Origin of the sequence: Virgibacillus salexigens (genome assembly GCF_000723585.1) — a bacterium.
Lineage (GTDB): Bacteria > Bacillota > Bacilli > Bacillales > Amphibacillaceae > Virgibacillus > Virgibacillus salexigens.
On the sequence record NZ_CCDP010000001.1, the window covers coordinates 2,563,382 to 2,588,585 of the forward strand.

The window sequence follows — 25,204 nt, forward strand, 5'->3', positions numbered from 1 at the left end:
CAATGAAATTTGTAAAGAATGACCAGGCTGCTGTATTTGCGTTAGGCGGCCTTGGTGAAATCGGTAAAAACACGTACGGGGTGCAATTTCAGGATGAAATCATCTTAATTGATGCAGGAATTAAATTCCCTGAAGATGAATTACTCGGAATTGACTATGTCATTCCTGATTATACGTATCTCGTGCAGAACCAAGATAAAATCAAAGGATTATTTATCACTCATGGACACGAAGACCATATTGGGGGAATCCCATATCTTCTGCGTGAAATTAATGTGCCAATTTATGCTGGTAAACTTGCGATCGGATTAATTCGAAACAAATTAGACGAACACGGTCTATTAAGAAATGCTAAATTAAATACCATTCAAGAAGACGATATTATTAAATTCCGTAAAACTTCCGTAAGCTTTTTCTTAACGACACACAGTATTCCCGATGCTTATGGTATTGTTGTAAAAACACCCCCTGGAAATATAGTGCATACAGGTGATTTCAAGTTTGATTTTACTCCTGTTGGTGAACCTGCTAATTTATCTAAAATGGCAGAAATCGGCAATGAAGGTGTCCTCTGTTTATTATCAGACAGTACCAATAGTGAAGTTCCAGGTTTTACTATGTCTGAGAAAGTAGTTGGAAGCAACATAAAGGATATTTTCAGCAGAGTAGATGGTAGAGTAATTTTTGCTACATTTGCATCGAATATCTACCGACTTCAACAAGTTGTAGAAGCAGCTGTTAAAAACAATAGAAAGATTGCTGTTTTTGGCAGGAGTATGGAATCAGCTATCAACCTTGGACAAGAGTTAGGTTATATTCAGGCTCCTAAAAACACATTTATCGATGCGAATCAAATCAATCGATTGCCTGCACAAGAGGTAACCATACTTTGTACGGGTTCACAAGGTGAGCCAATGGCAGCTCTTTCTCGAATTGCAAATGGGACACATCGGCAAATCCAAATTATCCCTGGTGATACAGTTGTATTTTCTTCTTCTCCAATCCCTGGAAATACAATTAGCGTCGGTCGTACAATCAATAAATTGTATCGTGCAGGTGCAGATGTCATTCATGGAAAATTAAGCAATATTCATACTTCTGGCCATGGTAGCCAAGAAGAACAAAAATTAATGTTAAGACTAATTAAGCCTAAACATTTCATGCCGATTCATGGTGAATATCGTATGCTGAAAGAGCATATGAAATTAGCAGAATCCTGTGATGTTGAACCAGCAAATTCATTTATAATGGATAACGGTGATGTGCTGGCACTTGGAAAAGATACCGCTATTATCGCAGGCAAAATACCTTCTGGATCTATTTATGTAGATGGAAGCGGAATTGGCGATATTGGAAATATTGTGCTTCGCGATCGCCGAATTCTATCTGAAGAAGGATTGGTAATCGTTGTTGTTAGCATCAACATGAAAGAATTTAAAATATCTGCAGGTCCAGATATCATCTCTCGTGGATTTGTTTATATGAGGGAATCTGAAGATCTAATTAACGAAGCACAAAAACTTGTCTCCAATCATTTAGATAAAGTAATGGAACGCAAAACGTCCCAGTGGTCAGAAATTAAAAATGAAATTACAGACACAATTGCACCATTTCTTTATGAAAAAACAAAACGGAGACCGATGGTACTACCTATCATTATGGAAGTTTAAAAAAAAACAGCCAGATGGCTTACATCTGGCTGTTTTTTAATCCTCGATAACTAAATGTTTTTCAAATCTGGAAATGTCCTTATCAGCGCCTATTACAATCAAAACATCCCCTTCTGAAAAACTGTGATCAGCACTTGGAGAAACGTTAATATCCTTCCCTTGTTTTACAGCGACAACGTTACAACCATAATTAGCACGAATATCTAAATCTGCAAGCGTTCTCCCAAGCATTTTATTTCCGACTTTAACTTCAACGATACTATGATCGTCTGATAATTCTAAGTAATCTAAAATATTATTGGAAATGATATTATGCGCAATGCGTTTCCCCATATCTCGTTCAGGATGAACTACTTGATTCGCCCCAATTTTATTAAGTATCTTTTCATGGTAATCATTTTGTGCCTTTACCGTAATCTTTTTAATGCCAAGATCTGTTAATATAACCGTGGTAAGAATACTTGCTTGAATATCATCACCAATGGCAACAATCACATGATCAATATTCTTAATGCCTAATTCTTTAAGAGATGCTTCATCGGTCGAATCAGCAATAACGGCGTGTGAAGCAATGTTCTTAAATTCATTTATTCGATCTTCATTATTATCAATAGCGAGAACTTCCATTCCCTCCATACTTAACTCCCGACAAATACTTCCACCAAATCTCCCTAGTCCAATAACTGCAAATTCTCGTTTCATTCTAGTTCCTCCATCACTTAGCTATATCCATAGCTTACCATAGTTTTAACGAAAGTTAAAAGCAAGAAAGGGAGCTTTACTTTACAAGCTCCCTTTCTATTTACTACATCGCATCCAACATTTGAAATTGTGACTTCACAAGACTGAAATACTCTTCACGTTTATCCATTAATTCTTCATGACTTCCACTTTCTAAAACACGCCCCTGCTCTAAAACAAATATTGTGTCTGCTTCACGTATAGTAGATAGACGATGTGCAATGATAATTGCAGTCCTCCCCTTCAGTAACCGTCCCAATGCTTCCTGAATTTTCACTTCTGTTTCTGTATCAATACTTGCCGTTGCTTCATCTAATATTAGAATGCTCGGATTTGCTAACAATGCTCTAGCAAATGATAAGAGTTGCCTCTCTCCTGCCGATAATATATTCCCTCTTTCTTCTACTTCTGTTTCATACCCGTTTGCCAATCGCTGTATAAACTCATCTGCTCCTACTACCTTTGCTGCCTGAATGACTTCTTCATTCGTAGCATTGGGGTTTCCAAAACGAATATTTTCCATAATCGTACCTGAAAATATAAATGTGTCTTGCAGTACAACACTTATTTTGCTACGTAAACTCGCTAGCGTTACTTGTTTTAAATCATAGCCATCTATTTTTACCGTTCCTTTTGTAGGATCATAAAACCGGCTTATTAAGTTAGCAATGGTAGACTTCCCACTTCCCGTATGTCCAACTAATGCAATAGTTTGACCAGCTTGAATATGAATCGAAATTTCATGTAATGCGATGCGTTCTTGGTCATAAGAGAATTCGACTTTATCGAATTCGATATCCCCAATCATATCTATAAACTCATGAGCCCCCTCTTGCTCTTTCACATTCGGACGTTCATCGAGAAATTCAAAAATCCGTTCAGATGCTGCCATTGCCATTAACATTTGATTATACATCTGACCTAATCTAGAAATAGGGTCCCAAAACATTCCAATAAAAAAGGCGAAAGTGACAAAATCACCGATTTCAATTCCTCCGTTTTCAACTCCTACTAAAATTAAATAAGATCCATAAGCTATTAAAATAATTGTGCCAATCGCATTACTCATTTCTACAAAAGGGCGAAACATAGCGCTTTTTTTAGTAGCATCTTTCCAACTATTGAAATTATCGGTATTTACCCCATGAAAATATTCACCATTCTCTGCTTCCTGAGAAAATGATTGCGTGATACGCATCCCCTGTAATCCTTCATTTAAATGAGAGTTCATACGAGATTGTTGGATGCGCACCGATTGCCATGACCGTCGAATCATTCGTCTCAATTTTGTAGTTAGATAAAACATCAACGGTAAGATTACCATAATGGCTAATGCTAGTTTAGGGCTCAATACAAATAGAATTACAATAATCCCAACAAGTGTGACCACATCCATAAGTAAGTTTATAATACCGTTTGTAAATAACTCTTGAAGAGAATTAATATCATTCATAATCCTGACCAAGATCGATCCAGCTGATCTTGAATCAAAAAAGCGATGAGACAATCGTTGAATATGAGAAAATAGATGCTGCCTTATATCATAAATCACGTTTTGTCCTAAAATATTTACCCACTTGATTCGATATACATTTCCTACATAACTTAATAAATACAATACCCCGATACCAATAACTAGGTAGGTTAACATGGTTATATCCTTATCAGCAATTGCCACATCAATTGCTACCTTACCAATTAAGATTGGAACAATTAGTCTCACCGCAGTCGATATAAGCATAGCTATTACTGCAGCAGGTAAATAATTTTTGGAATAAGGCTTTAAATAAACTAATAATCGCCACATCTGTTTCCAATTAAATGGCTTCTCAATCGCTTGATCTAACGTATAATGAAAGCGCTGCAAATGCTTACTTTCTACTTCATTGGATCCTTTAGCCATAACAATCCCCCCTTTTTAAGCACGTTGTCGCTTCATAATTTCTTCCCGATCCCGATATTGGATATTATATATTCGCTGATATGTTCCTTGATTTTCCACGAGAAAATCATGTGTCCCTCGTTCAATTACTTCGCCGTCTTCCAACACTAGAATTTCATCTGCATGTTTTAAAGAAGAAATACGATGTGCAATGATAAAAGAAGTTCTCCCCTTCATTACTTCTTTTAATGCTTGTTGAATTTTGAATTCCGTCTCCATATCCACAGCAGAGGTTGCATCGTCTAAAACTAAAATGCTTGGATTTATACAGATTGCTCTTGCGATAGCAATTCGCTGCTTCTGACCACCTGATAATCCCATCCCTCTCTCACCTAGCATTGTTTCATAGCCATTCGGCATTTTCATAATAAAGTCATGAGCTTGCGCTCGTTTTGCTGCATCAATTATCTGTTCTTCAGATACATCCGGAGCACCGTAAGCTATATTAGCCTTTATCGAGGTTGAAAACAAAAAAGGTTCCTGTAGTACGAAGCCAATTGCTTTTCGTAACGTCTTTAGTTGGTAATCTGATACCGGCCTACCATCAATACGAACTTCTCCTTTTTCTGGCTCATAAAATCTGGTAATTAGTTGTGTGATACTCGTTTTTCCAGAACCAGTAGAACCTATCAATCCAATTACTTTTCCTGAAGGCGCGTCAAAGCTAATATCTTTAAGCGCAGAATCATCATCCTTTGAATATGTTAACGTAACATGGTCAAATGTCACACTGCCTTCTATTCTTTGATTAATTGCGGTATTTTCTTCTGTAATATCTTCTTTTGCTTCCAAAATCTCTAAAAGCCTCTCTGCTGAAGCTTTTGCTTGTGAAAATTGGTTTACTACAAACCCTAAGTTCATCAATGGCCCCATAATATACCAAACTAAACTAAAGAAGGCTACTAAAGCACCAATTGATAATTGACCATCAACAACTAGGTATCCACCGTATGCCAGTAATGCTATTGCACAAAAATTGCCGATAAACTCCATTAAAGGAAAATATTTAGACCAGATATACGACGTTTTTAAGTAGTTTTGTCGGTAGTTATCATTACTATTGGAAAATCGCCCAATTTCAAAATCCTCTCTAGACAAGGATTTAACTGTATTCATTCCACTTATATTCTCTTGTACTCTGGTATTTAACCTCCCGAAAGATTTGCGGATTTTTCTAAACGCAGGGTGAACACGTTTGTCAAACTGATAAACAACAACACCTAAAAATGGCATGGCGGCCATCGTTACCAATGCAAGCGGTGTAGAAAAATAAAACATAACACTAAGACTAACGACAATCAGGAGTACAATACGTATTAATTCTGAAAATCCAAATGACAGAAAAAATCGAAAGCCTTCCACATCAGCTGTTAATCTTGACATGATATCCCCTGTTTTTGCATTATCATAATACTTAAATGATAACTTTTGAAGCTTATTATACAATTCATCTCTTAATTTATATACAGCCGTTATACCAAATAAATCTCCTAAATACTGATGATAAAATGTTGCCACCCCTTTAATAATCATCAGTAGTAAAAAGACAGCTGAAATATAGGGAATTAACTCGTAACGGTCTGCTAAGACAACGATATCGATGGTCTGCTGTAAAATAATTGGGTAGACAACGGTGATAACGGTGACAAAGAATAAAAAGAAGATCGATAAAAGAAAATATTTTTTGTAAGGCCAAAAAAATTGTTTTAGTTTTTTAAACGTATCCATGTGCTTTCCCTCCCTTTAGTTGAATTCCGTAATAACTAATATAACGGGTTACGAAATAAATTTCTACTGTTTTTACTCAATTTTTTAAAATTTTTTTAAGTTGGTAATTTTAATTTATTTACTAACGTTTTTATACAAAAAATCCTCTTACAACGAGGTTGTAAGAGGATTGACCTTATTTATGGATTTGTTATTATACGTTTGATACGTTTTTCAAGCAAGCTGGTATTGCTGTTCCCTCTCTGAACAAATCGTAGGATACCTGAATGATCAAATAAAAAATAAGATGGAACATAATGAAGTCGAAAAGCCTTTGATAGACGTTCCTGATTATCGATAATAATCGGTTCCGTCAATCCATGGTCACTAGCCGTTCGTCGAATCTCCCTTCGATCTTTATCCATTTCTGATCGTGGGTGATGAATGGAAATAACTTTTATTTGATCTGAATAAGTATCCCGTATCCGATTCAGATTAGGCATTGCTTTTTTGCACAAGTCACAACTGATTGACCAAAAATGTATAAAAGTGGGGTCCGAATTAAGCAGGTCCTTCTTAGTAATGGGTTTGCTATTCAACCAATCCGTCCCACCATGTAATTCTGGCATCTCATCACGTAAACGCATATTACTACCTCCATCCTGACATTCAACTCCATATCTATATATGTTTATTTATAGAAATGGTTCCCGTTGAACGTTGAACAGGATATGTAGAGGTGGTTAAACTAATTTGTCGTTTACCATATTACATACATCTTCTGCGTTAAAACCATTAGCGTTAATAACCGCACCAGATATCTGGGTTTCTGTCATACCTAAAACATTCTTATCTTGACCTGAGATAATACAACAGTCGCAATAAGCAGCGTCATCTTCATTCCTCAAATCTACTACTTCATGTCCCATTTCGGTTAATGCTTGTTTCACATCAGTTAAGGTTTCTTCAACACCGATTCTTGCCATCTTTATTGCCTCCTAAATGTATACTAGTTACACATTTAGGTTGTACAGTAGAAATAAAGATATACCATGTTTTCAAGAAAAACACTGAATTGTACGGATAACTGCTTCCACACCGACATCTAATGCAGCTTCATCAGGATTTAACTGGGCATGGTGCAAACCAAAAGAGGCGTTTACACCTAACCAAAACATAAAACCAGGAATGTCTTTTAACATATAACCAAAGTCTTCCCCTGTCATTGCTGCAGCAGCATCCTTGTAAGTAATCTTTGAAGATTTGATCATATCTTTAAATTGGTTCACGAATGCTGTTTCGTTATAGACCTGGTAGTAATTAGCCCCATAGTCCACTTGAATCGAACAATCATAAGCTATTTCAAACCCATGTACGATTTTCTCTATTTGTGATTTTACCGTTTGAATCGCCTGTGGATGTTGTGTGCGGATGGTTCCTTCTAATCGTGCATGTTCAGAAATCGCATTCTGGACAAAACCACTTTCCATTTTGCCGATGGTTACGACTGCACTTTCTAATGGATTTATGTTTCTTGAAACGATCTGCTGCATTTGCACGACAAAACTACTCGCAGCTACGGTCATGTCTTTCGTTAGATGCGGGTAGGCGGCATGCCCCCCCTTGCCAATAAAGTCTAAAAACAATTCGCTAGTATTAGCGAAGAGTAATCCAGGTTTACTGGATACCGTTCCAACCGGAAGTTCTGGAGCAACATGCAAAGCAAATATCAGATCAGGCCGCCATTTGTTAAATTCACTAGATTGTAAGAGTGGAAGCGCTCCTCCCGGTCCCTCTTCTGCAGGTTGAAATACAAATAAGCAATTATCATTTATAGGTTGTTCAATTACTTGCTCAAGTGTACCAAGCGCAATAGTCATATGAAAATCATGTCCACAAGCATGCATTCTTCCAGAATGTTCAGAGGAAAATGGCAAATTCGTATTTTCGGTTATAGGTAATCCATCAATATCCGCGCGAAAACCAATCGTTTTTTCAGGCTCTCTACCAGCAACAAACACTAAAATTCCTGTTTTCCACAGTTGAACAGAAACACGGTCCGTCTTTATCTGGTCAATTGTGCTTAACAAGTATTGTTGTGTCTTTATTTCTTGAAAACCAAGTTCTGGTATTCGATGCAAGTCTCTTCTGATTTGTTGCAAGTTCAACATTTTAATAGTCCCCTATTTAATCATTCAATTTGCGAAGCTCTTGCTTAATCTCCGTTTTTGATTTTGTACTATCGTCAATTTCTTTTAATACTTTTGCAGGAGTACCAGCAACTAGTGTGTTAGGGGCAACATCTTTTGTTACAACTGCACCCGCAGCAACAATTGACCCCTTACCAATCGTAACTCCTTCCAGCACAACTACATTAGCACCAATCACTACATCATCTTCAACGACGACAGGTTTGGCAGATGGTGGTTCAATAACACCCGCAAGAACCGTTCCAGCACCAATATGACAATTTTTACCAACAGTTGCTCGTCCACCTAAAACAGCATTCATATCGATCATTGTCCCCTCACCAACAACAGAGCCTATATTGATCATAGCTCCCATCATAATGACGCAGCCATCGCCTATTTCTACTTGATCACGAATAATTGCTCCTGGTTCAATTCGCGCATTAACTCCCTTTAGGTCTAATAATGGAATCGCAGAATTACGGCGATCGTTTTCGATTACATAATCTGTAATAACCTGTTGATTATTGTTTAGAACTTCTTTTACTTTGTCCCATTCACCAAAGATAACTCCACTTTTTGATTCAATAAATGATTGCACAGATTCATCAAGTTGCAGTTGATTTAAATCTGCACCTTTCACATATACCTTTACAGGGGTCTGTTTCTCACTATTAGAGATAAAATTTATAATTTCATTTGCATCCATCATATTCATGTTTGTATTCCTCCTATATATGTACTAACTCTTAATTTAGCAGATCGTTTTTATACTTACAATTAATATCTATTTCCTTTCTTGATTCATTAAAAGAGAAACAAAAAATGACCATTAAAAAACACCCCTGCATTGGACAGGGATGGTACAATTACTTTTTTGAATATATATCTTTTTTAACTTGCTTTAAAATAGCTCTTCTTGTTAGTATCCCATCAAAATAACCTTCTTCATCGGCTACACAAACAAATGGATGGTTAATCACGGAATGCAATCCCTTTAATAAACTATCGCTCTTTGTTAAGCATGGAATATCTTCATTCAATACTTCTTCTACAATTATATCCGATAGCCTTTCGAATTCGAACCGTTCAAGTCCAAGTATTTGATTTAAGATATTTGTTTTTGCTATTGTCCCTAATAATTTATAAGAAGAATCAAGAACAGGAATCGCTGAGTAACCAGACTTTACTAACACAAGTAAAGCATGTTCTAATGGATTATTCACTTGTACATGAGCTACTTTCTCTGAAGAAATCATCACATCACCCACAGTTAGATCCGTCAGTTGTTTTTCTTGCAACATACTCATCACATCACCCCTTAATCACTTTCTTTCTAAAAGGTTAATCGTCAATTGAATTGTTTATCTCCTATTGGTAAATAGTAAGATGGAACAAACGTCAATCTATATTTTACCATATTCACTCACAAAAGATGAAATGTTTACAAAAGAATTGAAAAAACCAAAGCTTTTAGTTATAATATGAGCATATGATCATATAGTACTGGAGAGGATAATATGGATTACCACCCAATTGATGAAAAGTTAATTGATCACATATCCCAGACATTTAAGGCATTGTCAGATCCTACACGAATTAAAATACTGCATTTGCTATTTCATAAAGAATGTTCTGTCAGTGAAATTGCAGGGCATCTGAATATGAATCAATCAACCATCTCTCATCAATTAAAATATCTAAAACAGTTACGATTAGTGAAAAATCGGCGCGAAAAAACGATGTACTATTATTCACCAGATGATTATCATGTGATGAATTTATTAGAACAATCGATTGAACATAGTAAGCATACTAGTTAGGAGGTTTTTTTTATGGGACACGAGCATCACCACGATCATTCACATGGTCATCATCACCATACTAGTAATAAGAAAGTGCTTTTTTGGAGCTTTATCCTCATTACAGCTTTCATGGTTATTGAAGCAATTGGGGGGTATGTAACAAATAGCCTTGCCTTATTATCTGATGCTGGGCATATGCTTAGTGATGCAGCTGCTCTCGGTCTAAGCTTATTAGCTTTTAAAATCGGTGAACGTCAAGCTACATCTTCTAAAACATATGGTTACCGAAGGTTTGAAATAATTGCAGCATTCATTAATGGCATAACGTTAATTGTAATTTCCATATACATCTTTTATGAAGCATTTCATCGTTTTATTGAACCACCGAATGTAAGTGCAAATATGATGATTATCGCAATTGTAGGCTTAATTGTTAATGTCATCGTTGCTTGGATGCTGATGCGAGGAGATTCAGAAGAAAACCTGAATATTAAAAGTGCATTATTGCATGTCCTTGGTGATCTCTTAGGTTCTGTTGGTGCTATTATTGCCGGAATTCTTATCTTGCTTTTTGACTGGAATATTGCAGATCCAATTGCAAGTGTAATTGTAGCTATATTGATATTGGTTTCCGGTTATCGAGTAACACGCGAATCGATTCATATATTAATGGAGGGCAAGCCAAGTCATGTTGATATTAAAGAAATTAAACGTAACCTAAAGAGCTTAACAGGAATAAAAGATGTGCACGATCTACATGTTTGGTCAATTACTTCTGAATTCCCAGCTTTAAGCTGTCATTTAGTCGTGGATGAATCGGTTAATCGAGACGAGTTATTAAATAATGCAAATCAACTCTTAAAAAAACAATTCAATATATCTCACTCTACACTGCAAATGGAAGGAATCCATACTACTATTCAGAAAGATTGTAATTCTTGTCCATAAAACAAATTTCTATAAAAAACATGCTGCTTTGTGCAGCATGTTTTTTTGTCCTTTTCTTTGTCATATCTATAAAAATATGTATTGCTATTTTCTACTAGATATCCTAAGCTAGTAGCTGTTACTTTTGCAGATAAAACATTTATTTGCAGCAAGTTATGATAAACTTATTTATAGATTTAATTGAAGTCCGAAAGGTATGACTATGATGAATAGAAGATCGTTTTTAAAAAAAGCACTTGGCAGCTTACTAGCTTTACTAGGGTTAAGTGGTGGAACTTATTACTACGCTAAGGAAATCGAACCAGTGCTTCTTCATATAAATAAGAATAAAATTGTTTCCGATAAGTTATCTCAAGCATTTACCAATTTTAAGATCGTGCAGTTTTCTGATACACATATCGGTTTTCACTATACACTGGAACAACTAAATGAATTAGTCTCAAAAATCAATGGGCTAAATCCCGATCTCCTGGTTTTTACTGGTGACTTAGTTGATAAGCCCCATACCTATCATTGGAATGAAACAATTATCCAAACATTAGCAAAACTACATGCACCACATGGCAAATACTGGATATATGGAAACCATGATCATGGCGGCTATGGAACCGAAGTAGTGTTAGAAGTAATGGAAAACGCTGGTTTTACGTTATTGCAAAATAGCCATACAACGATCGACGTTAAGGGGAACAAAATGGTTCTTGCAGGTATAGATGATGTAATGCTTGGAAAACCAAACATGGATACTACACTGCATCAGGCGAATCCAGATTTATTCACCATTTTGTTAGCTCATGAACCAGACTATGCAGATACAGTCGTTCATTATCCTGTTGATGTGCAATTATCGGGGCATAGCCATGGAGGGCAAGTTCGATTCCCATTTATCGGACATCTTTATACCCCATCCTATGCAGAAAAGTATGTTCAAGGAAAATACTGGATTGGTCAAGACAAATTACTTTTATATGTAAACAGTGGTATTGGTACAACACGCCTCCCATACCGATTTTTGTGTAAACCAGAAATTCACTTGTATACACTTGAGGGGCAGCGTTAAAATGGCAGCATAGGGGGAAACGTTAACAAATTATACATGGTATTTTCTTTTCCCCCATGCTAAACTAAATGGGATTTCATCCATATGGAGGGGTTTTTACATATGAAAGTTTCTTGTAAACTGCTATTACCATTAACAGTATTATTATTTCTTGTTGCCTGCGGAAACGAATATGAGGGAGATTATTCTGAAGAAGTGAACGATTTTTCTTTTACAAATCAAGATGGGAAGACTATCTCGAAAAGTGATTTAGATGGAGAGTTTTGGGTAGCTGATTTTGTTTTTACCAATTGTGAAACAGTCTGTCCTCCAATGACTTCAAATATGGCGAAACTTCAAGCACAGCTTAAAGAAGAAGGCTTAGATGATGTACGGCTTGTATCGTTTAGTGTAGATCCAGAAAATGATACGCCTCAGAAATTAAAAGAATTTGGAAAATCAAGAGGTGCTACTTTTGACAATTGGGACTTCCTGACTGGTTATGATTTTGACAAAATTAAAGCGTTCTCGATCAAATCCTTTAAAGCACCATTAGAGAATAGCCCAGATTCTGATCAAGTAATGCATAGTAATCAGTTTTTTCTTGTTTCACCAGAAGGCAATTTCATTTACAAATACTCTGGTATTCAACCAGCAGAAGTGGAAAAAATTGTAGAAACCATTAAAGGCTTTAAGTAGGAGCAAAAGGTTCGTTCCTTTTCCTCCTTTTTCACTTTTATAGAATGGCTCTTGCAACACTAGAGCCTTTGCGATAGGATAAAGACAAGCTATTATAATAGGATGAAAAGGAGGAGAATACATGAGTGATAAATTAGAAGACATTGCGAAGGCACTTTATACGATTAATCGTCACGCTAAAACAGCTCCCGAACCAAAACACCTCTACTTTATTAAGAAAGAAGCAATTCATCGACTACTGTCCGAAAAGAAAGCTATTAAAGTTGGACTTCATTTTTCTAAGCATCCAAAATACAGTAATCAGCACTCTACGCTTTTAGTTAAAGTTGCTAATTATTACTTTCACGTCCCTCCAACCAAACACGACTTTAAAGAATTGGAGCACCTAGGATCATTAGATGAAAACTATCGAAACCCACAAGCAAAAATGTCATTATCCCAAGCCAAGAAAGTCATTTACAGGTATATTGACTGGAAACCAAAGAAAAATATAAATACCATTAAAAAAAATTACGCTTCTACCTATTTCACTCCCTCATCTCTAGGAAAGATGGAATGGCCTCCGTCAAAATCACATCGAAGCTAATTAAAAAATCATCCTCTTTACATGTTTAACCTATTTCCAATAAGGCTATATGTATGTAAAAGGAGGATTGGGAATGACTGAATTAAAAGATTTTGTTTATGAATTGCATCGTTATGCAGATCAGACCCATACATTAAAAGATAAATATGAAAAGTTAACAGATGACGAAAAAGAGTTTGTCATGTCTACTGCACCTGAAGATATCGAAACTCCTAATCAACAACATCATCCAGTTTTTTCATGGCTTGAAAACTTACAAAATCAAATCGACAATTCATAAAGAAGAGCCTCTTCAATTATTGACTTCGATCAATAGTTGAAGAGGCTCTTTTTTAATTATATTTCACCTATTAAGCAACCACCGTTTAATTCCAGAAATACAAATTAGGATAACTCCAAATATAGCTAAGCTTTGTAAAAATAATGGAAATGAATAATAAAAGGAATCATTTAAACCGCCATTTAGGAGACTGATTCCAAAATAGATGCTAAATAGTAACAAGCAAATCACAATATAGGATAACAACGTCATAGACCGTCTGCGTATAGACCAACGAATATAAGATCGAATGAAACGATAAACAATCCAAGTACCAATTACTAAAAACAAAATATACCAATATTTCTCTGCACCTGCTTGTACAAGTCCATCCATCTGTAGACCAGTAAGCATCATATTGCATTCACCTCTTTCATGTATCTTTGGTAGCAGTTTAGTCGATGTTATATTTTTTTATACTTCAGAAGAATAGTTGTCCCTTTACCAAATTTGATTTGATATAATAGCCTAAACATATAAATAGAAAGGTGGTTATTAATTGAAACCTGCCTACTTCTACATCATTCTCGGCGCAGGATTATGGGGAACCATTAGCTGGTATGTAAAAAACTTGTATACGTACGGTTTCACTCCCATGGAAGTTGTCATATTACGTGTTTGGACGACGGCAATACTATTAGTTATCTTTCTACTCTGTTTTGCTCGCAATAAGTTAAAGCTCGCATCTTTAAAAGATATTCGTTATTTCATAGGTACAGGGATTTTTAGTATTGCTTTTTTTAATTTTTGTTTATTTACAGCTATGGAGTTAAGCACTATTCCTGTAGCAACAGCTTTACTCTATACTGCTCCAGCTTTTGTTACTATCTTCTCTGCTATCTTTTTTGGGGAATCTTTAACAAAAGGAAAAATGATAGCATTAGTACTTACATTAATCGGGACTTGTCTTGTAGTCGGTGTTATTCCGTTGAATTTGACGGCTGTTTCCTACAATGCCATTCTGTTTGGACTCGGCTCTGGGCTTGGTTATTCTTTATATAGTATTTTTAGTAAGTTTGCACTAAAAAAATATTCCAGCTTAAGTATTACGACATTTACATTTATTACTGCAGCAGTTACACTTTCCCCTTTCTTTCCTTTTGTTCAAAAAGGGGAATTACTCAGTAACCCAGCCGTTCTTTTCTATGCATTTGGATTGGGATTCCTCCCTACTGCTTTTGCATATATCATTTATACCTACGGACTGAATAGAACAGAGGCTTCGAAAGCATCCATATTATCAACCGTTGAACCAGTCGTAGCTACTTTAATCGGTATCTTTCTTTTTCAAGAGGTATTTACGCTACTTCAAATGCTTGGAATGATCTGTATTATCGGAGCAGTTTTATTTATTCAAGTAATTGCCGAAAAACCTTACACATCTTCCCGTCAAATTAGTTAAAATAATAAAACGAGAGAAAGTATTTATCTTCCTCTCGTTTTCGTCTACATGTTTATCTTTTTGTTTCTTTTCTTATTAACAATCTCAGCTTGTTTATTTTCTAAACGCTTCTCTATTTGTGAAATTTTAATTTCATCTTCGAGTAATTCTCGCTTATTACGAGCAACTAATTGTTCAAAGTTTAACGTTTTTGGCCGCATATGATACACTCCTTTTATAACTTACATTCCTAGTATACCCATTTTTTATGTATACGAGATCACAAATTTTTAAATATTTTTTAACAATTTAATTAATTTATCCCTGGAGGTTATGAAATGCATCACTTATTGAATAAAAATGTACAAGAAATACAAATATCCGGAATTCGCCGATTTTTTAATATGGTCTCTGACGAACAAGATGTTATTTCATTAACAATTGGGCAGCCAGATTTTCATACACCTGAACATGTAAAACAAGCAGCCTCAAAAGCATTAATGGATAATAAGACTACTTACACTCACAATGCCGGAATAATAGAATTACGTAACGCTATTTCTAAATTTAATGAACAAAACTATGGTATTGCTTACCATCCAGAATCTGAAGTCATCGTTACTACAGGTGCATCCCAAGCCATAGATATAGCATTCCGTACGATTTTAAGCCCTGGTGACGAAGTATTACTTCCTGGTCCTATTTATCCAGGATATGAACCCTTAATTCGCTTAGCAGGTGCCCATCCAATATATATGGATACTACAAAAACACAACTGAAATTAACAAAGGAAACATTAGAACGACATATCAATGAAAACACCAAGTGTGTCGTACTACCTTATCCTTCCAATCCTACAGGGGCATCTTTTACCAAAAAAGAATTACAAGATTTGGTATCTGTTTTAAAGGATAAACAGATATTTATCTTGGCAGATGAGATTTATAGTGAACTTGTTTATGACCATCAACACATATCAATTGCTCGTTTTTCAGAGGTAAAAGATAAGACAATTGTTATTAACGGTGTTTCAAAATCACATTCAATGACAGGTTTTCGTATTGGTTATGTACTTGCGCCTAAATGGATCAGCCAACATATGTTAAAGGTACATCAATACAATGTCTCCTGTGCTTCATCTATAAGCCAATATGCTGCATTAGAAGCCTTGACTAATGGTTTATTAGATACCAAAAAAATGAGCGTATCCTATGAAGAACGACGAGACTATGTATATAATCGGTTATTGAATATGGGATTAGAAGTAACGAAACCAGAGGGAGCGTTTTATTTCTTTCCTAAGTTTCCGATAAAGAAAATAAGTTCTTTTGAACTTGGACTTGAATTAGTTAAAAAAGGGAAAATTGCGTTGGTACCAGGAGAGAGTTTTTCTCATTTAGGAGAAGGTTACATGCGTTTATCCTACGCATATGAACATAGCATGCTTGCGTGTGGCCTTGACCGACTAGAAGAATTCTTAAAGAAGAATGATCTAAGATAATACTACTGGTTATTCGATCTTTTCGTGCTTTTCCAAATGTTTTATACTTTCATAAAGATTTAATAGCCTGTCCAATTCTTGACTAATTGCTACGGACTCAAAATTAGTAAATCCTTTTTCCAATGCAACCTCTGTCATTTTATTACGTAAAAATTCAATGCGTTTAAGAAGATGGTCTGTTTTATTCATTATGATTGTAGTGATACCTCCTCCTTTAATTTATTATACTGTAGCATAGTATTACAGAATATGACAAGTTTTTCTTGATATATAACACCTCTCTATGATAGAGGTGGTTTTTAACTCGATTCCTTCCCGTTACTATGCTACTATTATATTAGATGTTTTTTAGGAAAGGATGTCTTCTGTGACAGAATCAAAAAAGAAAAGTGAATGGTTGGAATGGGTAAAAGCAATCATTATTGCAATTTTAATTGCATTCTTTCTAAGAACGTTTATATTTGCAACTTCGATTGTTGAAGGTGAAAGCATGGATCCTACCCTTCAAAATGGAGAAAGAGTGATATTTAATAAAATTATTTACATCCTCGATGAACCAGAACGTGGAGACATTGTTATTATTGAAAGACCATCAAAAAATTACGTTAAACGTATTATCGGGCTGCCTGGAGAGACAATTGAAATTAATGGGAGCAGTTTGTATATTAATGGTAATAAATATGAACAAACATTTCTAGATGAGGACGCCCAGCGTCAAACAGGTAATTATGGTCCTACCAAAATACCAGAAGACAGTTATTTTGTAATGGGTGATAATCGAGCAATTAGTAAAGATAGCAGAAACGGGCTCGGCTTGATCGATGAAAATGATATTATCGGACGTTCTGAATTTATCATATTTCCATTTGATCAATGGTCGTTAACAAGATAATGGAAAAACAACGAAAATAACAAAAGGGACTGGATGTTTCCAACTACTCAAAAGGTATTTTCATCTACTTTTGGTGTTGTAATCACTCTAGTCCCTTTTTGCCGTATAGGAAGTTTTATTTTTCACCATCGTAAATACAGTATCCAATATTTAGTACTAAAATTCCTAAACAAACAATACCTAAAGCCATTTCCATACGAGCACCTCCCCAACGAAAGATATATGTACTTCAAAACTCTGCTTATTATAAGTTTACTTCCAGTATATCATACCAATTTCCTTACCCTAATAAAAGACAAATTATGATAAAATGATTGATGGATATTACATATTTGATTGCAGGTGATTATTATGCTTCATTGTCCATATTGTGGTACATCGATAAAAGAGGATGAAAATTACTGTATAAAATGCGGAAAGCTTCTGCCAGAAGACAGATATAATCGAATAACAAATAAAAAATGGATAAATAGAAATTGGAAGTTTCCGCTTTTTATTACTGCCGGTATCATACTTTCTTCTATTATATTATACGTAACATTAGAAATAAATTCTGCCAAAGCAAAAGAACTATACAATGAAGGAGAAGAAAAGGTTCTAGATCAAGAATACAAAGAAGCAAAAGAGTTGTTCCAACAAGCCATAAACCACAAAGCGAATTTTCAACAGGCACACTTCTCTTTAGAGTTCATGGATATTGCCATTGAAATTCGGTCATCATTAGAACAAGCAACCAAACTAAGTGAAGAAGGAAACTACCAAGAAGCTCTATCGGTTATTAATCAATCGGAAAGCAAGCTTAATGATTTTAACGGTAGCGCTGTAAACAACCTGATCGAAACAATTACACAACAACGTAACGCAATCAAATTACAACAGGTCCAACAGTCATTAGCCAAAAACCCTAACATCGATAAATTAAAAGTTCTATTATGGGATGTTGCTTCCATTGATTCAGAGAAAGCTGAACCTATTACAAAAAATATTCGTAATCAAATTATTGACTATACATCCACAAAAGCGAATGAACAGTTGAATAATAAACAATTTACGGATGCGCAGTTAATTGTTGAAGATGGGTTAAAATACGCACCCGATTCGGAGAAATTGCTCAGCTTACAGACTACAATCGATAAAGAAAAAGTAGCCTTCGAAACTGCCCAACAGAAGAGGATTGAACAAGCGATGACTTCAGCCACAAAGGAAAAACAAGTGAATGAAACAGATGCCATAGAGATGTTATCTATTGATATTACGGACGATGAACAAGGAAACCTTGTAGTAAAAGGTGAAGTTCAAAGTGTAGCAACTATTCCCATCAATTCCATTATGATTGAGTATGCACTTTTAACCGAAAATGGAAATGAATTAACAACGAATGAAGTGTATGTTTATCCAGATGAATTATACCCAGAGGAAAAAGGAAAATTTGAATTTACCCATTTCGATATTGAGCACAAAGGAAAAAATGTTCAACCTAAAGTTAAGAAAATAACCTGGTATACCGACTAATCGCAGACATGAATGGGGTGAGCACATGCGTATAAGAAAATCACCAGTTTTAATACTTTCTTCACTACTTTTAATCATTGGAATAGCTGTACTCATATATATTTATCAACAATGGGATGCTGAAGATATGTCCATTAGCAACCCTCTTATTAACAAAGTAACATCGAGTAGTGAAGAGCTTGATTTAAAATCGATCATACACGAAGCTGAAAAGAACGTGATACAAATCGAAGGGCAAAATAGTGAAAGTACTGTTACGGGTTCTGGTTTTTTATACAATTCCAAAGGAGATATTATTACCAATGCCCATGTAATTAAAGATGCTGACATTCTTTATGTCCGAACTGCCGATGCACAAATATATCCCGCTGCGGTTGTCGGTATTGGAGAAGAAACGGATATAGCTGTGATTCGTGTTCCACAACTGGCCGGACAATCTATGGAAATAGAAAAAGAGGTAACTTCAGAGATTGGAGATGAAGTCATCGCATTAGGCAGCCCACACGGCTTTCAAAATACAGTGACATTAGGAATTATCTCTGGTTCGGAACGAAACTTTAATGTAGATGGTTTTAATTATTCGAATGTATATCAAATCTCCGCTCAAATTTCACATGGTAATAGCGGAGGCCCACTAATTGATCGAGAAACAGGTCACGTAGTCGGGATAAATTCTGTTGGAACAAAAGATGGAACTATTGGATTTAGTATCCCTATTACAGAGGTAATTGATCAAATTGAAAAATGGTCTAATGAGGCACAAACGGATAAATTAGATTTTGCTAGTACATCCGATATTATAAACACAAAAGAACCGGAACAGTTAAAAGAAGATGCCGAATACCTTATTAATTACTTTCTAGAAAGTATTGAAATTAGAGATTATATTAATGCTTACACTTTATTAGATAGTGACATGCAATCCAAAACTTCATATCAAGATTTCAGAGATGGGTATATTGATGTGATTAATTTAAGTTTTGATAAGCTAGAGAGCTCCATATCTGATGATGGTATTATAAAAATTCAAGTCCCAGTAACCATTGAAACAAGGTCAAAAAGTGAAGAGGAATTCACCGAATCACAGCAAAAATTCATATTTACTACGAAATATGAAAATGACCAATTAAAGATCTCTAATATATCGACGGAAGAATTGAGTGAATGAAATATAAATAATCAACAGAAAAAAATTAGGCAAAACGTCCAAACCATTTCTCCGCGTCTGCATATAGTATAACTGTAAGATCAGGAGGTGAAATAATGGGATACGGATACGGCGGAGGCTGCGGATATCCTAGCAACGGCGGCGGATATGGTAGTAACTTTGCATTAATCGTAGTGCTTTTTATTTTATTGATCATTGTAGGTGCTGCATTTTATTGCTAATAAAAACAATAACAGCTTGTGCCATCTTGTCGGCACAAGCTGTTGTTTACTTTATAAAATACCCTGTCAGTTCTTCCGGGGGTAATGGTGCACTGATATAAAAACCTTGAAATGCATCACATTCTTCTTTTTGTAAAAACGTAAACTGCTCTTTCGTCTCCACTCCCTCAGCAATTACCTTCATATCTAAAGAATGCGACAGCTTTATGATCGAACGAACGATCATCTGATTCCCTTTATATTCATTCCTCATAAACATTTTATCAATTTTAAGTTTAGTGATCGGGTATAAACATAATGATTTTAAAGACGAATAGCCTGTACCAAAATCATCAATTGAGATTGAAACCCCTAAGTTTCTTAACTCCTCGATAATTTGTAAGCTAACTTCCTCAATTTGCATAGCCATTGTTTCTGTTATTTCCAGTTCTAAGTAGCATGGATTTAAATTGGTTTCCGTTAAAATACGTCTCACCTTCGTTACGAAATTACGTTGATAAAATTGAATTGGAGACAGATTAACGCTCATAACGATAGGATTAAATCCCTTATCTTGCCAATGCTTATTTTGTCGACAAGCCTCATAGATTACCCAATCTCCAATATCAATGATAAGTCCGCTTCTTTCTGCAATTGCTATAAACTCTAATGGTAAGATCATACCTCTTTTTGGATGTTTCCAGCGAAGCAATGCCTCCATCCCAATGACTTGATTGTTCATAAATGCTGTTTGTGGCTGATAATATAGTTGTAACTGATTTGTTTGCATTGCTCTCTTTAATTGATGCTCCAATGTAAGGATTGATTTAAAGTGAAGATGGAATGCAGGTTGAAAAAACGTATATTCTGAAAAATAAGTGCTTCTACTTATATACATTGCAGAATCAGCATGTTTGAGTAGGTCATTTTCCTGCTCCCCATGTTCAGGAAAAACGCTAATACCAATATGAACGTTTACATTTACTTCTTGATTATCTATATAAGCGGGCGTCTTCAAATGATTTATTAATTTTTCTACATAAACCTCCATCTCTCGTCTATTGTTCAATCCGGAATGAAGAAGAACGAAATCTTTTTCATTGATGTACGCTATAAATGTATGCTCCTGTACGTATGCTGTTAATCGATCTGCACAAGTTCTGGTAAATTTCTGATCAAAAGCGTAGCCTAATGTATGATACCGCTCTTTATCATAGTTCATATTGATCGAAAGAATGGCTATTCCTTTTTCTTGCTCTTTTGCATGCGCAATCGTATGTTTTAAAACCTGGAATAAATAATTCCGATTTGGTAAGTCTGTCTGTGCATCAAAATAGGATAAGTACTCTACTCGTTTTTTATTTAATTCTTGATTTGTTATATCTTTAATTAAACATATCCGAATAATTCTTCCTTGATATTCGCAAGGATGTCCGTATGCTTCCACATAAAAAGGAGCCCCTCCCTTCTTTAATCCGGTTAATAGAAAAGGTTTCTCAGGATGTTTATGCACGTGGTCATACAGTAGATGAACGCTATCTTTATGAAAGATAGATCGGATATTCATTCCTAATAATTCTTGTGGTGCATAATGGAACATGGAGGCAAATGGGGAATCATAGTCAATAATTGTTCCATTATTCACTTCATACAGAATAATTCCTTCTAAGTCATGGTTAATTCCATTACTAAACGAATATTTAAGCTCCTGAAGTGCGCCGTTTATCGTTAAATTATTTAATAAAAAACAAAAATAATTATACTTGGCTTCGATTACTTTCACTTCAATGAGCGTATTCGCATTTCGTTGTAGTTCAACCAGTTGATGAAACTCTTTTGATATTTCTTGCATACTAATAGCCAAATATTGCTTAATATTACCAGGCTCAGCGCATTCAATTTCAAGGGTTGAATAAGCAGCAGCATTTCCAGCTATGAATGTTCCACTCTTGTCTGTTATGAGGATAGGTTCTTTTAGATTCTCTAGAATACGATGAGGAATTGGCAAAAGTTGATTTTGCTCCTTCATAAACATTCTCTCCTAACTAACTATCCTATTATTAATTTCTCCTTCGGATAATGGTAGTTACCACTCTTCTTATTATTCTTAAATATAAATAAGAAGGTTATTATACCTACTCGACCAATAAACATTAATAGCATTAAAATAACTTTACTAAAACTTGTTAATTCACTTGTAATGCCTAATGATAACCCTACTGTACCAAACGCTGAAGTAACCTCAAACAAGATCTGAGTTAACGAGAAAGGTTCTGCAATCGAAATAAGTATGATCGATGTAAACACCATGATTAACGCCATCAGTGTTACAGTTACAGCCTTTAGTAAATCTTCGTCATATACTTCACGATTAAACAGCCGAATGCTCTTTCCACCTCTTGCATACGTAATAATAAAGATAACAACCAGTAAAAAAGTCGTCGTACGAATCCCGCCTCCTGCACTACTAGGAGAAGCGCCAATAAACATTAATAATGACATAAACAAATGATTCTCTTCTGTTAACTGGCTAACATCCATGGTTGATAATCCCCCGCTACGCGTTGTAACAGACTGAAATAGGGAATAAAAAAATGCTTCATGCCAAGATTTATCTGCAAAAAAATGGGTCACGTCCAATAAATACATGAAGAGCGCACCAATGATGATTAAAAATAAAAATGTACTTGTCGTCACTTTTGTGAAAAGACTAAATCGTACATGTTTACGATTATCTGATTTAGCAAATATATACTCTTTCACTTCGATTAGCACCGGAAATCCAATTGCTCCAAAAATAATTAGCAGCATATTTATAAATTGCACAAAATAGTCATCCTTGAATGGAATTAATGAGCTGCCAGTAATATCAAAACCACCATTGGATACGGCACTAATCGTACCAAAAAAGCCGTGCAGATAAGCTTCTTTCGCTGTATCAAAGTATTGTAAAAAGTAAGTTCCCAATATCATAAATCCTAAAAATTCGATTGTAAGCAACACATAAACGATCTGCTTAATAAGCCGTACCATTCCTTCAAATGTGGTTTGATTTTGGTCAGTCATGATTAATCTTCGTTCTTTAAGACCAATTTTTTTACCTAGTAACAGCCAAATAAACGTACCAATTGCCATTACCCCTACTGCACCAAGTTGTAAAATAGCAGCTAGTAAAATAATTCCAGTTGTGCTTAATGTATCTGCTATTGAAATAGAACTTAAACCTGTAACGCTTAAAGCACTAACTGCAGTAAATAAAATATCAATAAATGGCATTTCTACCCCTTCCTGATAAACAAAAGGGAGCGACATGATGATGGTAGAAAGTAGAACTGCAAAAAAATAAAATAGCAGTAAGATTTGTACAGGTGATAACCGATTGGCCCAGCGAATAATAGACTTTTGGTATTGCATATTAATTACTCCTTGCTAGCTGTGATGATTACAATTTTGATATACGGAAATTAAATTTAGCACAACTTCTTTTATGTAATTTCTTTAAATTTCTTTAATAATTCTTTTCCTTGATAACCTTCTTCAATTAATGTCGTCAACATAGATTCAATATTTGCTTTGCGTCTATCTACAATGTTTCCAACAAACAAAACATTCAGATTTGACCCAATATCATTAATACTTATCATGGAAGTGATGAATGTTGCAATATCATTACTTTCTTTTGTGATTTTTACTTGTACTAAAATTTCGGATTTTAGTTGACGAAGCTCTTGAAAATAACTTGCATAAGAATGATCGATATAAGCTTCAATTGTCCATTGATTTTTATCATCTTCTCGATTAATGATCAACCCATCTAGTAGTGGAATTCGATTTGGTATAATTTCCCCATCTTGTTCTTCCATAACATTCAAAGCTTTTAATTTAAAAGTTTTCACAGCAGAACCTCCCTTCACACTTCAAAAATAGTACCTTACATGTACGAAATTATATATGATTCGTTCTTACTGTTTTTATATCGTAAGTGTATCAAAAATCATGGATAATTGATACATCTTATATCCCTCATAATAAAAGCTCAGTAAATTGACATTTAAAAATAGAAAAGCTTATCATTAATATACCATGCATATTATAACTATAGAGGGGACGGAGAATGATGACCTACAAAGCGATTGAGACAATCTTAAACCATCGATCGATTCGAAAGTTTAAAAATCAAAAATTAACGGTTGAACAAGTAGAGACAATTATAGAAGCAGCACAATACGCATCGACATCTAGTTATGTGATGGCCTATACAATTATTGGTATAACAGATGAGAAGTTGAAAGAAGAATTAGCTGCCGTATCTGGGCAGCCCTATGTTAAAGATAACGGTCATTTATTTGTTTTTTGTGGTGATCTACATCGATCAGAACAATTAGGTACTTCGGAGCAACAAAACGCCATGCAAGAAAGTCTAGAAACATCGGAACAATTTATCGTAGCGACCGTAGATGCAGCGTTAGCAGCACAAAATGCTGCTACTGCAGCTGAAGATCTCGGATTAGGTATTTGTTTTCTTGGTAGTTTGCGTAATGATATTAATCGAGTAAATGAGCTGCTTCAGCTTCCAGATAAAGTTATTCCGTTATTCGGCCTTGCCGTTGGGTACCCTGATCATCAGCCAGAACAAAAGCCACGCTTACCTCTTGAAGTTGTTTATCACCAGAATTTCTATCAGCCATTTGAAAAACAACTTCCACTTATTCAAGAATTTGATGAGAACCTAAAATCTTATTATGCGAAACGAACAAGCAATAAACGTGTAGATACGTGGACTGCACAAATCACTCGTAAGTTTTCCAATCCCATTCGTTTGGATGTAACACCTTTCCTAAAAATGAAAAACATGAATAAGAAGTAATATAAGCCAGCATTCTTCTAATGTAGAAGGTTGCTGG

At 35.2% G+C, this 25,204-nt stretch carries 28 protein-coding genes; 14 read left to right on the top strand and 14 right to left on the bottom strand.

All coding sequences use genetic code 11. The annotated features are described in order from the left end of the window. Nucleotides 1-2 precede the first annotated feature (2 nt). Entirely contained in the window at nucleotides 3-1,670 is a 1,668-nt protein-coding gene (gene rnjA, locus BN990_RS12345) for a ribonuclease J1 (RefSeq protein ID WP_021291731.1), read from the top strand. A gap of 36 nt (nucleotides 1,671-1,706) precedes the next feature. Here rnjA and BN990_RS12350 read toward each other — a convergent pair whose 3' ends face one another. The 8 genes from BN990_RS12350 to cbpB all read right to left on the bottom strand — a co-directional run bounded on the left by BN990_RS12350 (nucleotide 1,707) and on the right by cbpB (nucleotide 9,559). Next, nucleotides 1,707-2,372 carry a potassium channel family protein gene (locus BN990_RS12350; protein ID WP_021291732.1) on the bottom strand — a complete coding sequence of 222 codons (666 nt, stop codon included), beginning with the start codon at nucleotides 2,370-2,372 and terminating at the stop codon, nucleotides 1,707-1,709. A gap of 103 nt (nucleotides 2,373-2,475) precedes the next feature. After that, nucleotides 2,476-4,314, bottom strand: a complete 1,839-nt coding sequence (locus BN990_RS12355; protein WP_021291733.1) for an ABC transporter ATP-binding protein — start codon at nucleotides 4,312-4,314, stop codon at nucleotides 2,476-2,478. A 15-nt stretch (nucleotides 4,315-4,329) separates the two neighbouring features. After that, on the bottom strand, nucleotides 4,330-6,081 hold the full coding sequence (locus BN990_RS12360; RefSeq protein ID WP_021291734.1) for an ABC transporter ATP-binding protein: 1,752 nt from the start codon (nucleotides 6,079-6,081) through the stop codon (nucleotides 4,330-4,332). A gap of 179 nt (nucleotides 6,082-6,260) precedes the next feature. Next, nucleotides 6,261-6,707: a TlpA family protein disulfide reductase gene (locus BN990_RS12365; RefSeq protein WP_021291735.1), complete on the bottom strand. Its 447-nt coding sequence runs from the start codon at nucleotides 6,705-6,707 to the stop codon at nucleotides 6,261-6,263. A 96-nt stretch (nucleotides 6,708-6,803) separates the two neighbouring features. Continuing rightward, nucleotides 6,804-7,046 carry a YkuS family protein gene (locus tag BN990_RS12370; RefSeq protein WP_021291736.1) on the bottom strand — a complete coding sequence of 81 codons (243 nt, stop codon included), beginning with the start codon at nucleotides 7,044-7,046 and terminating at the stop codon, nucleotides 6,804-6,806. A 72-nt stretch (nucleotides 7,047-7,118) separates the two neighbouring features. Then, the gene (locus tag BN990_RS12375; protein ID WP_021291737.1) at nucleotides 7,119-8,231 is read right to left on the bottom strand and encodes an N-acetyldiaminopimelate deacetylase; all 1,113 of its coding nucleotides are present in this window, start codon (nucleotides 8,229-8,231) and stop codon (nucleotides 7,119-7,121) included. Between the two features lie 16 nt (nucleotides 8,232-8,247). Continuing rightward, nucleotides 8,248-8,967, bottom strand: coding sequence for a 2,3,4,5-tetrahydropyridine-2,6-dicarboxylate N-acetyltransferase (gene dapD / locus BN990_RS12380; protein WP_021291738.1), 720 nt, complete (start codon nucleotides 8,965-8,967; stop codon nucleotides 8,248-8,250). 151 nt (nucleotides 8,968-9,118) lie between these two features. Beyond that, nucleotides 9,119-9,559, bottom strand: coding sequence for a cyclic-di-AMP-binding protein CbpB (cbpB, locus tag BN990_RS12385; protein ID WP_021291739.1), 441 nt, complete (start codon nucleotides 9,557-9,559; stop codon nucleotides 9,119-9,121). A gap of 210 nt (nucleotides 9,560-9,769) precedes the next feature. Here cbpB and BN990_RS12390 point away from each other — a divergent pair, with 210 nt between their 5' ends. The 6 genes from BN990_RS12390 (at nucleotide 9,770) to BN990_RS12415 (ending at nucleotide 13,606) form a co-directional block, all read left to right on the top strand. Then, on the top strand, nucleotides 9,770-10,072 hold the full coding sequence (locus BN990_RS12390; protein ID WP_021291740.1) for an ArsR/SmtB family transcription factor: 303 nt from the start codon (nucleotides 9,770-9,772) through the stop codon (nucleotides 10,070-10,072). A 12-nt stretch (nucleotides 10,073-10,084) separates the two neighbouring features. Beyond that, nucleotides 10,085-11,002, top strand: coding sequence for a cation diffusion facilitator family transporter (locus BN990_RS12395; protein ID WP_021291741.1), 918 nt, complete (start codon nucleotides 10,085-10,087; stop codon nucleotides 11,000-11,002). Between the two features lie 205 nt (nucleotides 11,003-11,207). Beyond that, the gene (locus BN990_RS12400; RefSeq protein ID WP_031335615.1) at nucleotides 11,208-12,062 is read left to right on the top strand and encodes a metallophosphoesterase; all 855 of its coding nucleotides are present in this window, start codon (nucleotides 11,208-11,210) and stop codon (nucleotides 12,060-12,062) included. 102 nt (nucleotides 12,063-12,164) lie between these two features. Then, nucleotides 12,165-12,740: an SCO family protein gene (locus tag BN990_RS12405; protein ID WP_021291743.1), complete on the top strand. Its 576-nt coding sequence runs from the start codon at nucleotides 12,165-12,167 to the stop codon at nucleotides 12,738-12,740. 121 nt (nucleotides 12,741-12,861) lie between these two features. Beyond that, complete coding sequence (locus tag BN990_RS12410) at nucleotides 12,862-13,326, top strand: YkyB family protein (RefSeq protein ID WP_021291744.1); 465 nt, start codon at nucleotides 12,862-12,864, stop codon at nucleotides 13,324-13,326. A gap of 73 nt (nucleotides 13,327-13,399) precedes the next feature. Beyond that, on the top strand, nucleotides 13,400-13,606 hold the full coding sequence (locus BN990_RS12415; protein WP_021291745.1) for a hypothetical protein: 207 nt from the start codon (nucleotides 13,400-13,402) through the stop codon (nucleotides 13,604-13,606). A gap of 63 nt (nucleotides 13,607-13,669) precedes the next feature. Here BN990_RS12415 and BN990_RS12420 read toward each other — a convergent pair whose 3' ends face one another. Then, entirely contained in the window at nucleotides 13,670-14,002 is a 333-nt protein-coding gene (locus BN990_RS12420) for a hypothetical protein (RefSeq protein ID WP_021291746.1), read from the bottom strand. A 142-nt stretch (nucleotides 14,003-14,144) separates the two neighbouring features. On the opposite strand from BN990_RS12420, the gene BN990_RS12425 reads away from it, so the two are divergent. After that, nucleotides 14,145-15,047: a DMT family transporter gene (locus BN990_RS12425; RefSeq protein ID WP_021291747.1), complete on the top strand. Its 903-nt coding sequence runs from the start codon at nucleotides 14,145-14,147 to the stop codon at nucleotides 15,045-15,047. 44 nt (nucleotides 15,048-15,091) lie between these two features. On the opposite strand, the gene BN990_RS21960 is transcribed toward BN990_RS12425, so the two are convergent. Next, entirely contained in the window at nucleotides 15,092-15,247 is a 156-nt protein-coding gene (locus tag BN990_RS21960) for an FbpB family small basic protein (RefSeq protein WP_021291748.1), read from the bottom strand. A 117-nt stretch (nucleotides 15,248-15,364) separates the two neighbouring features. On the opposite strand from BN990_RS21960, the gene BN990_RS12430 reads away from it, so the two are divergent. Then, complete coding sequence (locus BN990_RS12430) at nucleotides 15,365-16,528, top strand: aminotransferase A (RefSeq protein ID WP_038244570.1); 1,164 nt, start codon at nucleotides 15,365-15,367, stop codon at nucleotides 16,526-16,528. Between the two features lie 9 nt (nucleotides 16,529-16,537). On the opposite strand, the gene BN990_RS12435 is transcribed toward BN990_RS12430, so the two are convergent. Continuing rightward, the gene (locus BN990_RS12435; RefSeq protein WP_021291750.1) at nucleotides 16,538-16,717 is read right to left on the bottom strand and encodes an aspartyl-phosphate phosphatase Spo0E family protein; all 180 of its coding nucleotides are present in this window, start codon (nucleotides 16,715-16,717) and stop codon (nucleotides 16,538-16,540) included. Between the two features lie 178 nt (nucleotides 16,718-16,895). Here BN990_RS12435 and lepB point away from each other — a divergent pair, with 178 nt between their 5' ends. The 4 genes from lepB to BN990_RS21965 all read left to right on the top strand — a co-directional run bounded on the left by lepB (nucleotide 16,896) and on the right by BN990_RS21965 (nucleotide 20,321). Continuing rightward, complete coding sequence (gene lepB, locus BN990_RS12440) at nucleotides 16,896-17,420, top strand: signal peptidase I (protein WP_021291751.1); 525 nt, start codon at nucleotides 16,896-16,898, stop codon at nucleotides 17,418-17,420. A gap of 342 nt (nucleotides 17,421-17,762) precedes the next feature. Beyond that, nucleotides 17,763-18,932 carry a zinc-ribbon domain-containing protein gene (locus BN990_RS12445; protein ID WP_238323678.1) on the top strand — a complete coding sequence of 390 codons (1,170 nt, stop codon included), beginning with the start codon at nucleotides 17,763-17,765 and terminating at the stop codon, nucleotides 18,930-18,932. A gap of 25 nt (nucleotides 18,933-18,957) precedes the next feature. Beyond that, on the top strand, nucleotides 18,958-20,100 hold the full coding sequence (locus BN990_RS12450; protein ID WP_021291753.1) for a S1C family serine protease: 1,143 nt from the start codon (nucleotides 18,958-18,960) through the stop codon (nucleotides 20,098-20,100). 95 nt (nucleotides 20,101-20,195) lie between these two features. Further along, complete coding sequence (locus BN990_RS21965; RefSeq protein WP_021291754.1) at nucleotides 20,196-20,321, top strand: YjcZ family sporulation protein; 126 nt, start codon at nucleotides 20,196-20,198, stop codon at nucleotides 20,319-20,321. 46 nt (nucleotides 20,322-20,367) lie between these two features. Here the strand turns inward: BN990_RS21965 and BN990_RS12455 are convergent, their stop codons facing one another. The 3 genes from BN990_RS12455 to BN990_RS12465 form a co-directional block, all read right to left on the bottom strand. Continuing rightward, nucleotides 20,368-22,329: an EAL domain-containing protein gene (locus tag BN990_RS12455; protein WP_051739102.1), complete on the bottom strand. Its 1,962-nt coding sequence runs from the start codon at nucleotides 22,327-22,329 to the stop codon at nucleotides 20,368-20,370. A gap of 20 nt (nucleotides 22,330-22,349) precedes the next feature. Continuing rightward, nucleotides 22,350-23,714 carry a TrkH family potassium uptake protein gene (locus BN990_RS12460; RefSeq protein ID WP_021291756.1) on the bottom strand — a complete coding sequence of 455 codons (1,365 nt, stop codon included), beginning with the start codon at nucleotides 23,712-23,714 and terminating at the stop codon, nucleotides 22,350-22,352. 71 nt (nucleotides 23,715-23,785) lie between these two features. Then, nucleotides 23,786-24,196, bottom strand: coding sequence for a YwpF family protein (locus BN990_RS12465; protein ID WP_021291757.1), 411 nt, complete (start codon nucleotides 24,194-24,196; stop codon nucleotides 23,786-23,788). A gap of 218 nt (nucleotides 24,197-24,414) precedes the next feature. On the opposite strand from BN990_RS12465, the gene nfsA reads away from it, so the two are divergent. Then, the gene (nfsA, locus tag BN990_RS12470) at nucleotides 24,415-25,167 is read left to right on the top strand and encodes an oxygen-insensitive NADPH nitroreductase (RefSeq protein ID WP_021291758.1); all 753 of its coding nucleotides are present in this window, start codon (nucleotides 24,415-24,417) and stop codon (nucleotides 25,165-25,167) included. Nucleotides 25,168-25,204: the final 37 nt, after the last annotated feature.

Bases quoted from the DNA above. Each gene is read 5' to 3' on its own strand.
- rnjA (WP_021291731.1), top strand. From the start codon at position 3: ATGAAATTTGTAAAGAATGACCAGGCTGCTGTATTTGCGTTAGGCGGC.
- BN990_RS12350 (WP_021291732.1), bottom strand. From the start codon at position 2,372: ATGAAACGAGAATTTGCAGTTATTGGACTAGGGAGATTTGGTGGAAGT.
- BN990_RS12355 (WP_021291733.1), bottom strand. From the start codon at position 4,314: ATGGCTAAAGGATCCAATGAAGTAGAAAGTAAGCATTTGCAGCGCTTT.
- BN990_RS12360 (WP_021291734.1), bottom strand. From the start codon at position 6,081: ATGGATACGTTTAAAAAACTAAAACAATTTTTTTGGCCTTACAAAAAA.
- BN990_RS12365 (WP_021291735.1), bottom strand. From the start codon at position 6,707: ATGCGTTTACGTGATGAGATGCCAGAATTACATGGTGGGACGGATTGG.
- BN990_RS12370 (WP_021291736.1), bottom strand. From the start codon at position 7,046: ATGGCAAGAATCGGTGTTGAAGAAACCTTAACTGATGTGAAACAAGCA.
- BN990_RS12375 (WP_021291737.1), bottom strand. From the start codon at position 8,231: ATGTTGAACTTGCAACAAATCAGAAGAGACTTGCATCGAATACCAGAA.
- dapD (WP_021291738.1), bottom strand. From the start codon at position 8,967: ATGAATATGATGGATGCAAATGAAATTATAAATTTTATCTCTAATAGT.
- cbpB (WP_021291739.1), bottom strand. From the start codon at position 9,559: ATGAGTATGTTGCAAGAAAAACAACTGACGGATCTAACTGTGGGTGAT.
- BN990_RS12390 (WP_021291740.1), top strand. From the start codon at position 9,770: ATGGATTACCACCCAATTGATGAAAAGTTAATTGATCACATATCCCAG.
- BN990_RS12395 (WP_021291741.1), top strand. From the start codon at position 10,085: ATGGGACACGAGCATCACCACGATCATTCACATGGTCATCATCACCAT.
- BN990_RS12400 (WP_031335615.1), top strand. From the start codon at position 11,208: ATGAATAGAAGATCGTTTTTAAAAAAAGCACTTGGCAGCTTACTAGCT.
- BN990_RS12405 (WP_021291743.1), top strand. From the start codon at position 12,165: ATGAAAGTTTCTTGTAAACTGCTATTACCATTAACAGTATTATTATTT.
- BN990_RS12410 (WP_021291744.1), top strand. From the start codon at position 12,862: ATGAGTGATAAATTAGAAGACATTGCGAAGGCACTTTATACGATTAAT.
- BN990_RS12415 (WP_021291745.1), top strand. From the start codon at position 13,400: ATGACTGAATTAAAAGATTTTGTTTATGAATTGCATCGTTATGCAGAT.
- BN990_RS12420 (WP_021291746.1), bottom strand. From the start codon at position 14,002: ATGATGCTTACTGGTCTACAGATGGATGGACTTGTACAAGCAGGTGCA.
- BN990_RS21960 (WP_021291748.1), bottom strand. From the start codon at position 15,247: ATGCGGCCAAAAACGTTAAACTTTGAACAATTAGTTGCTCGTAATAAG.
- BN990_RS12430 (WP_038244570.1), top strand. From the start codon at position 15,365: ATGCATCACTTATTGAATAAAAATGTACAAGAAATACAAATATCCGGA.
- BN990_RS12435 (WP_021291750.1), bottom strand. From the start codon at position 16,717: ATGAATAAAACAGACCATCTTCTTAAACGCATTGAATTTTTACGTAAT.
- BN990_RS12450 (WP_021291753.1), top strand. From the start codon at position 18,958: ATGCGTATAAGAAAATCACCAGTTTTAATACTTTCTTCACTACTTTTA.
- BN990_RS21965 (WP_021291754.1), top strand. From the start codon at position 20,196: ATGGGATACGGATACGGCGGAGGCTGCGGATATCCTAGCAACGGCGGC.
- BN990_RS12455 (WP_051739102.1), bottom strand. From the start codon at position 22,329: ATGAAGGAGCAAAATCAACTTTTGCCAATTCCTCATCGTATTCTAGAG.
- BN990_RS12460 (WP_021291756.1), bottom strand. From the start codon at position 23,714: ATGCAATACCAAAAGTCTATTATTCGCTGGGCCAATCGGTTATCACCT.
- nfsA (WP_021291758.1), top strand. From the start codon at position 24,415: ATGATGACCTACAAAGCGATTGAGACAATCTTAAACCATCGATCGATT.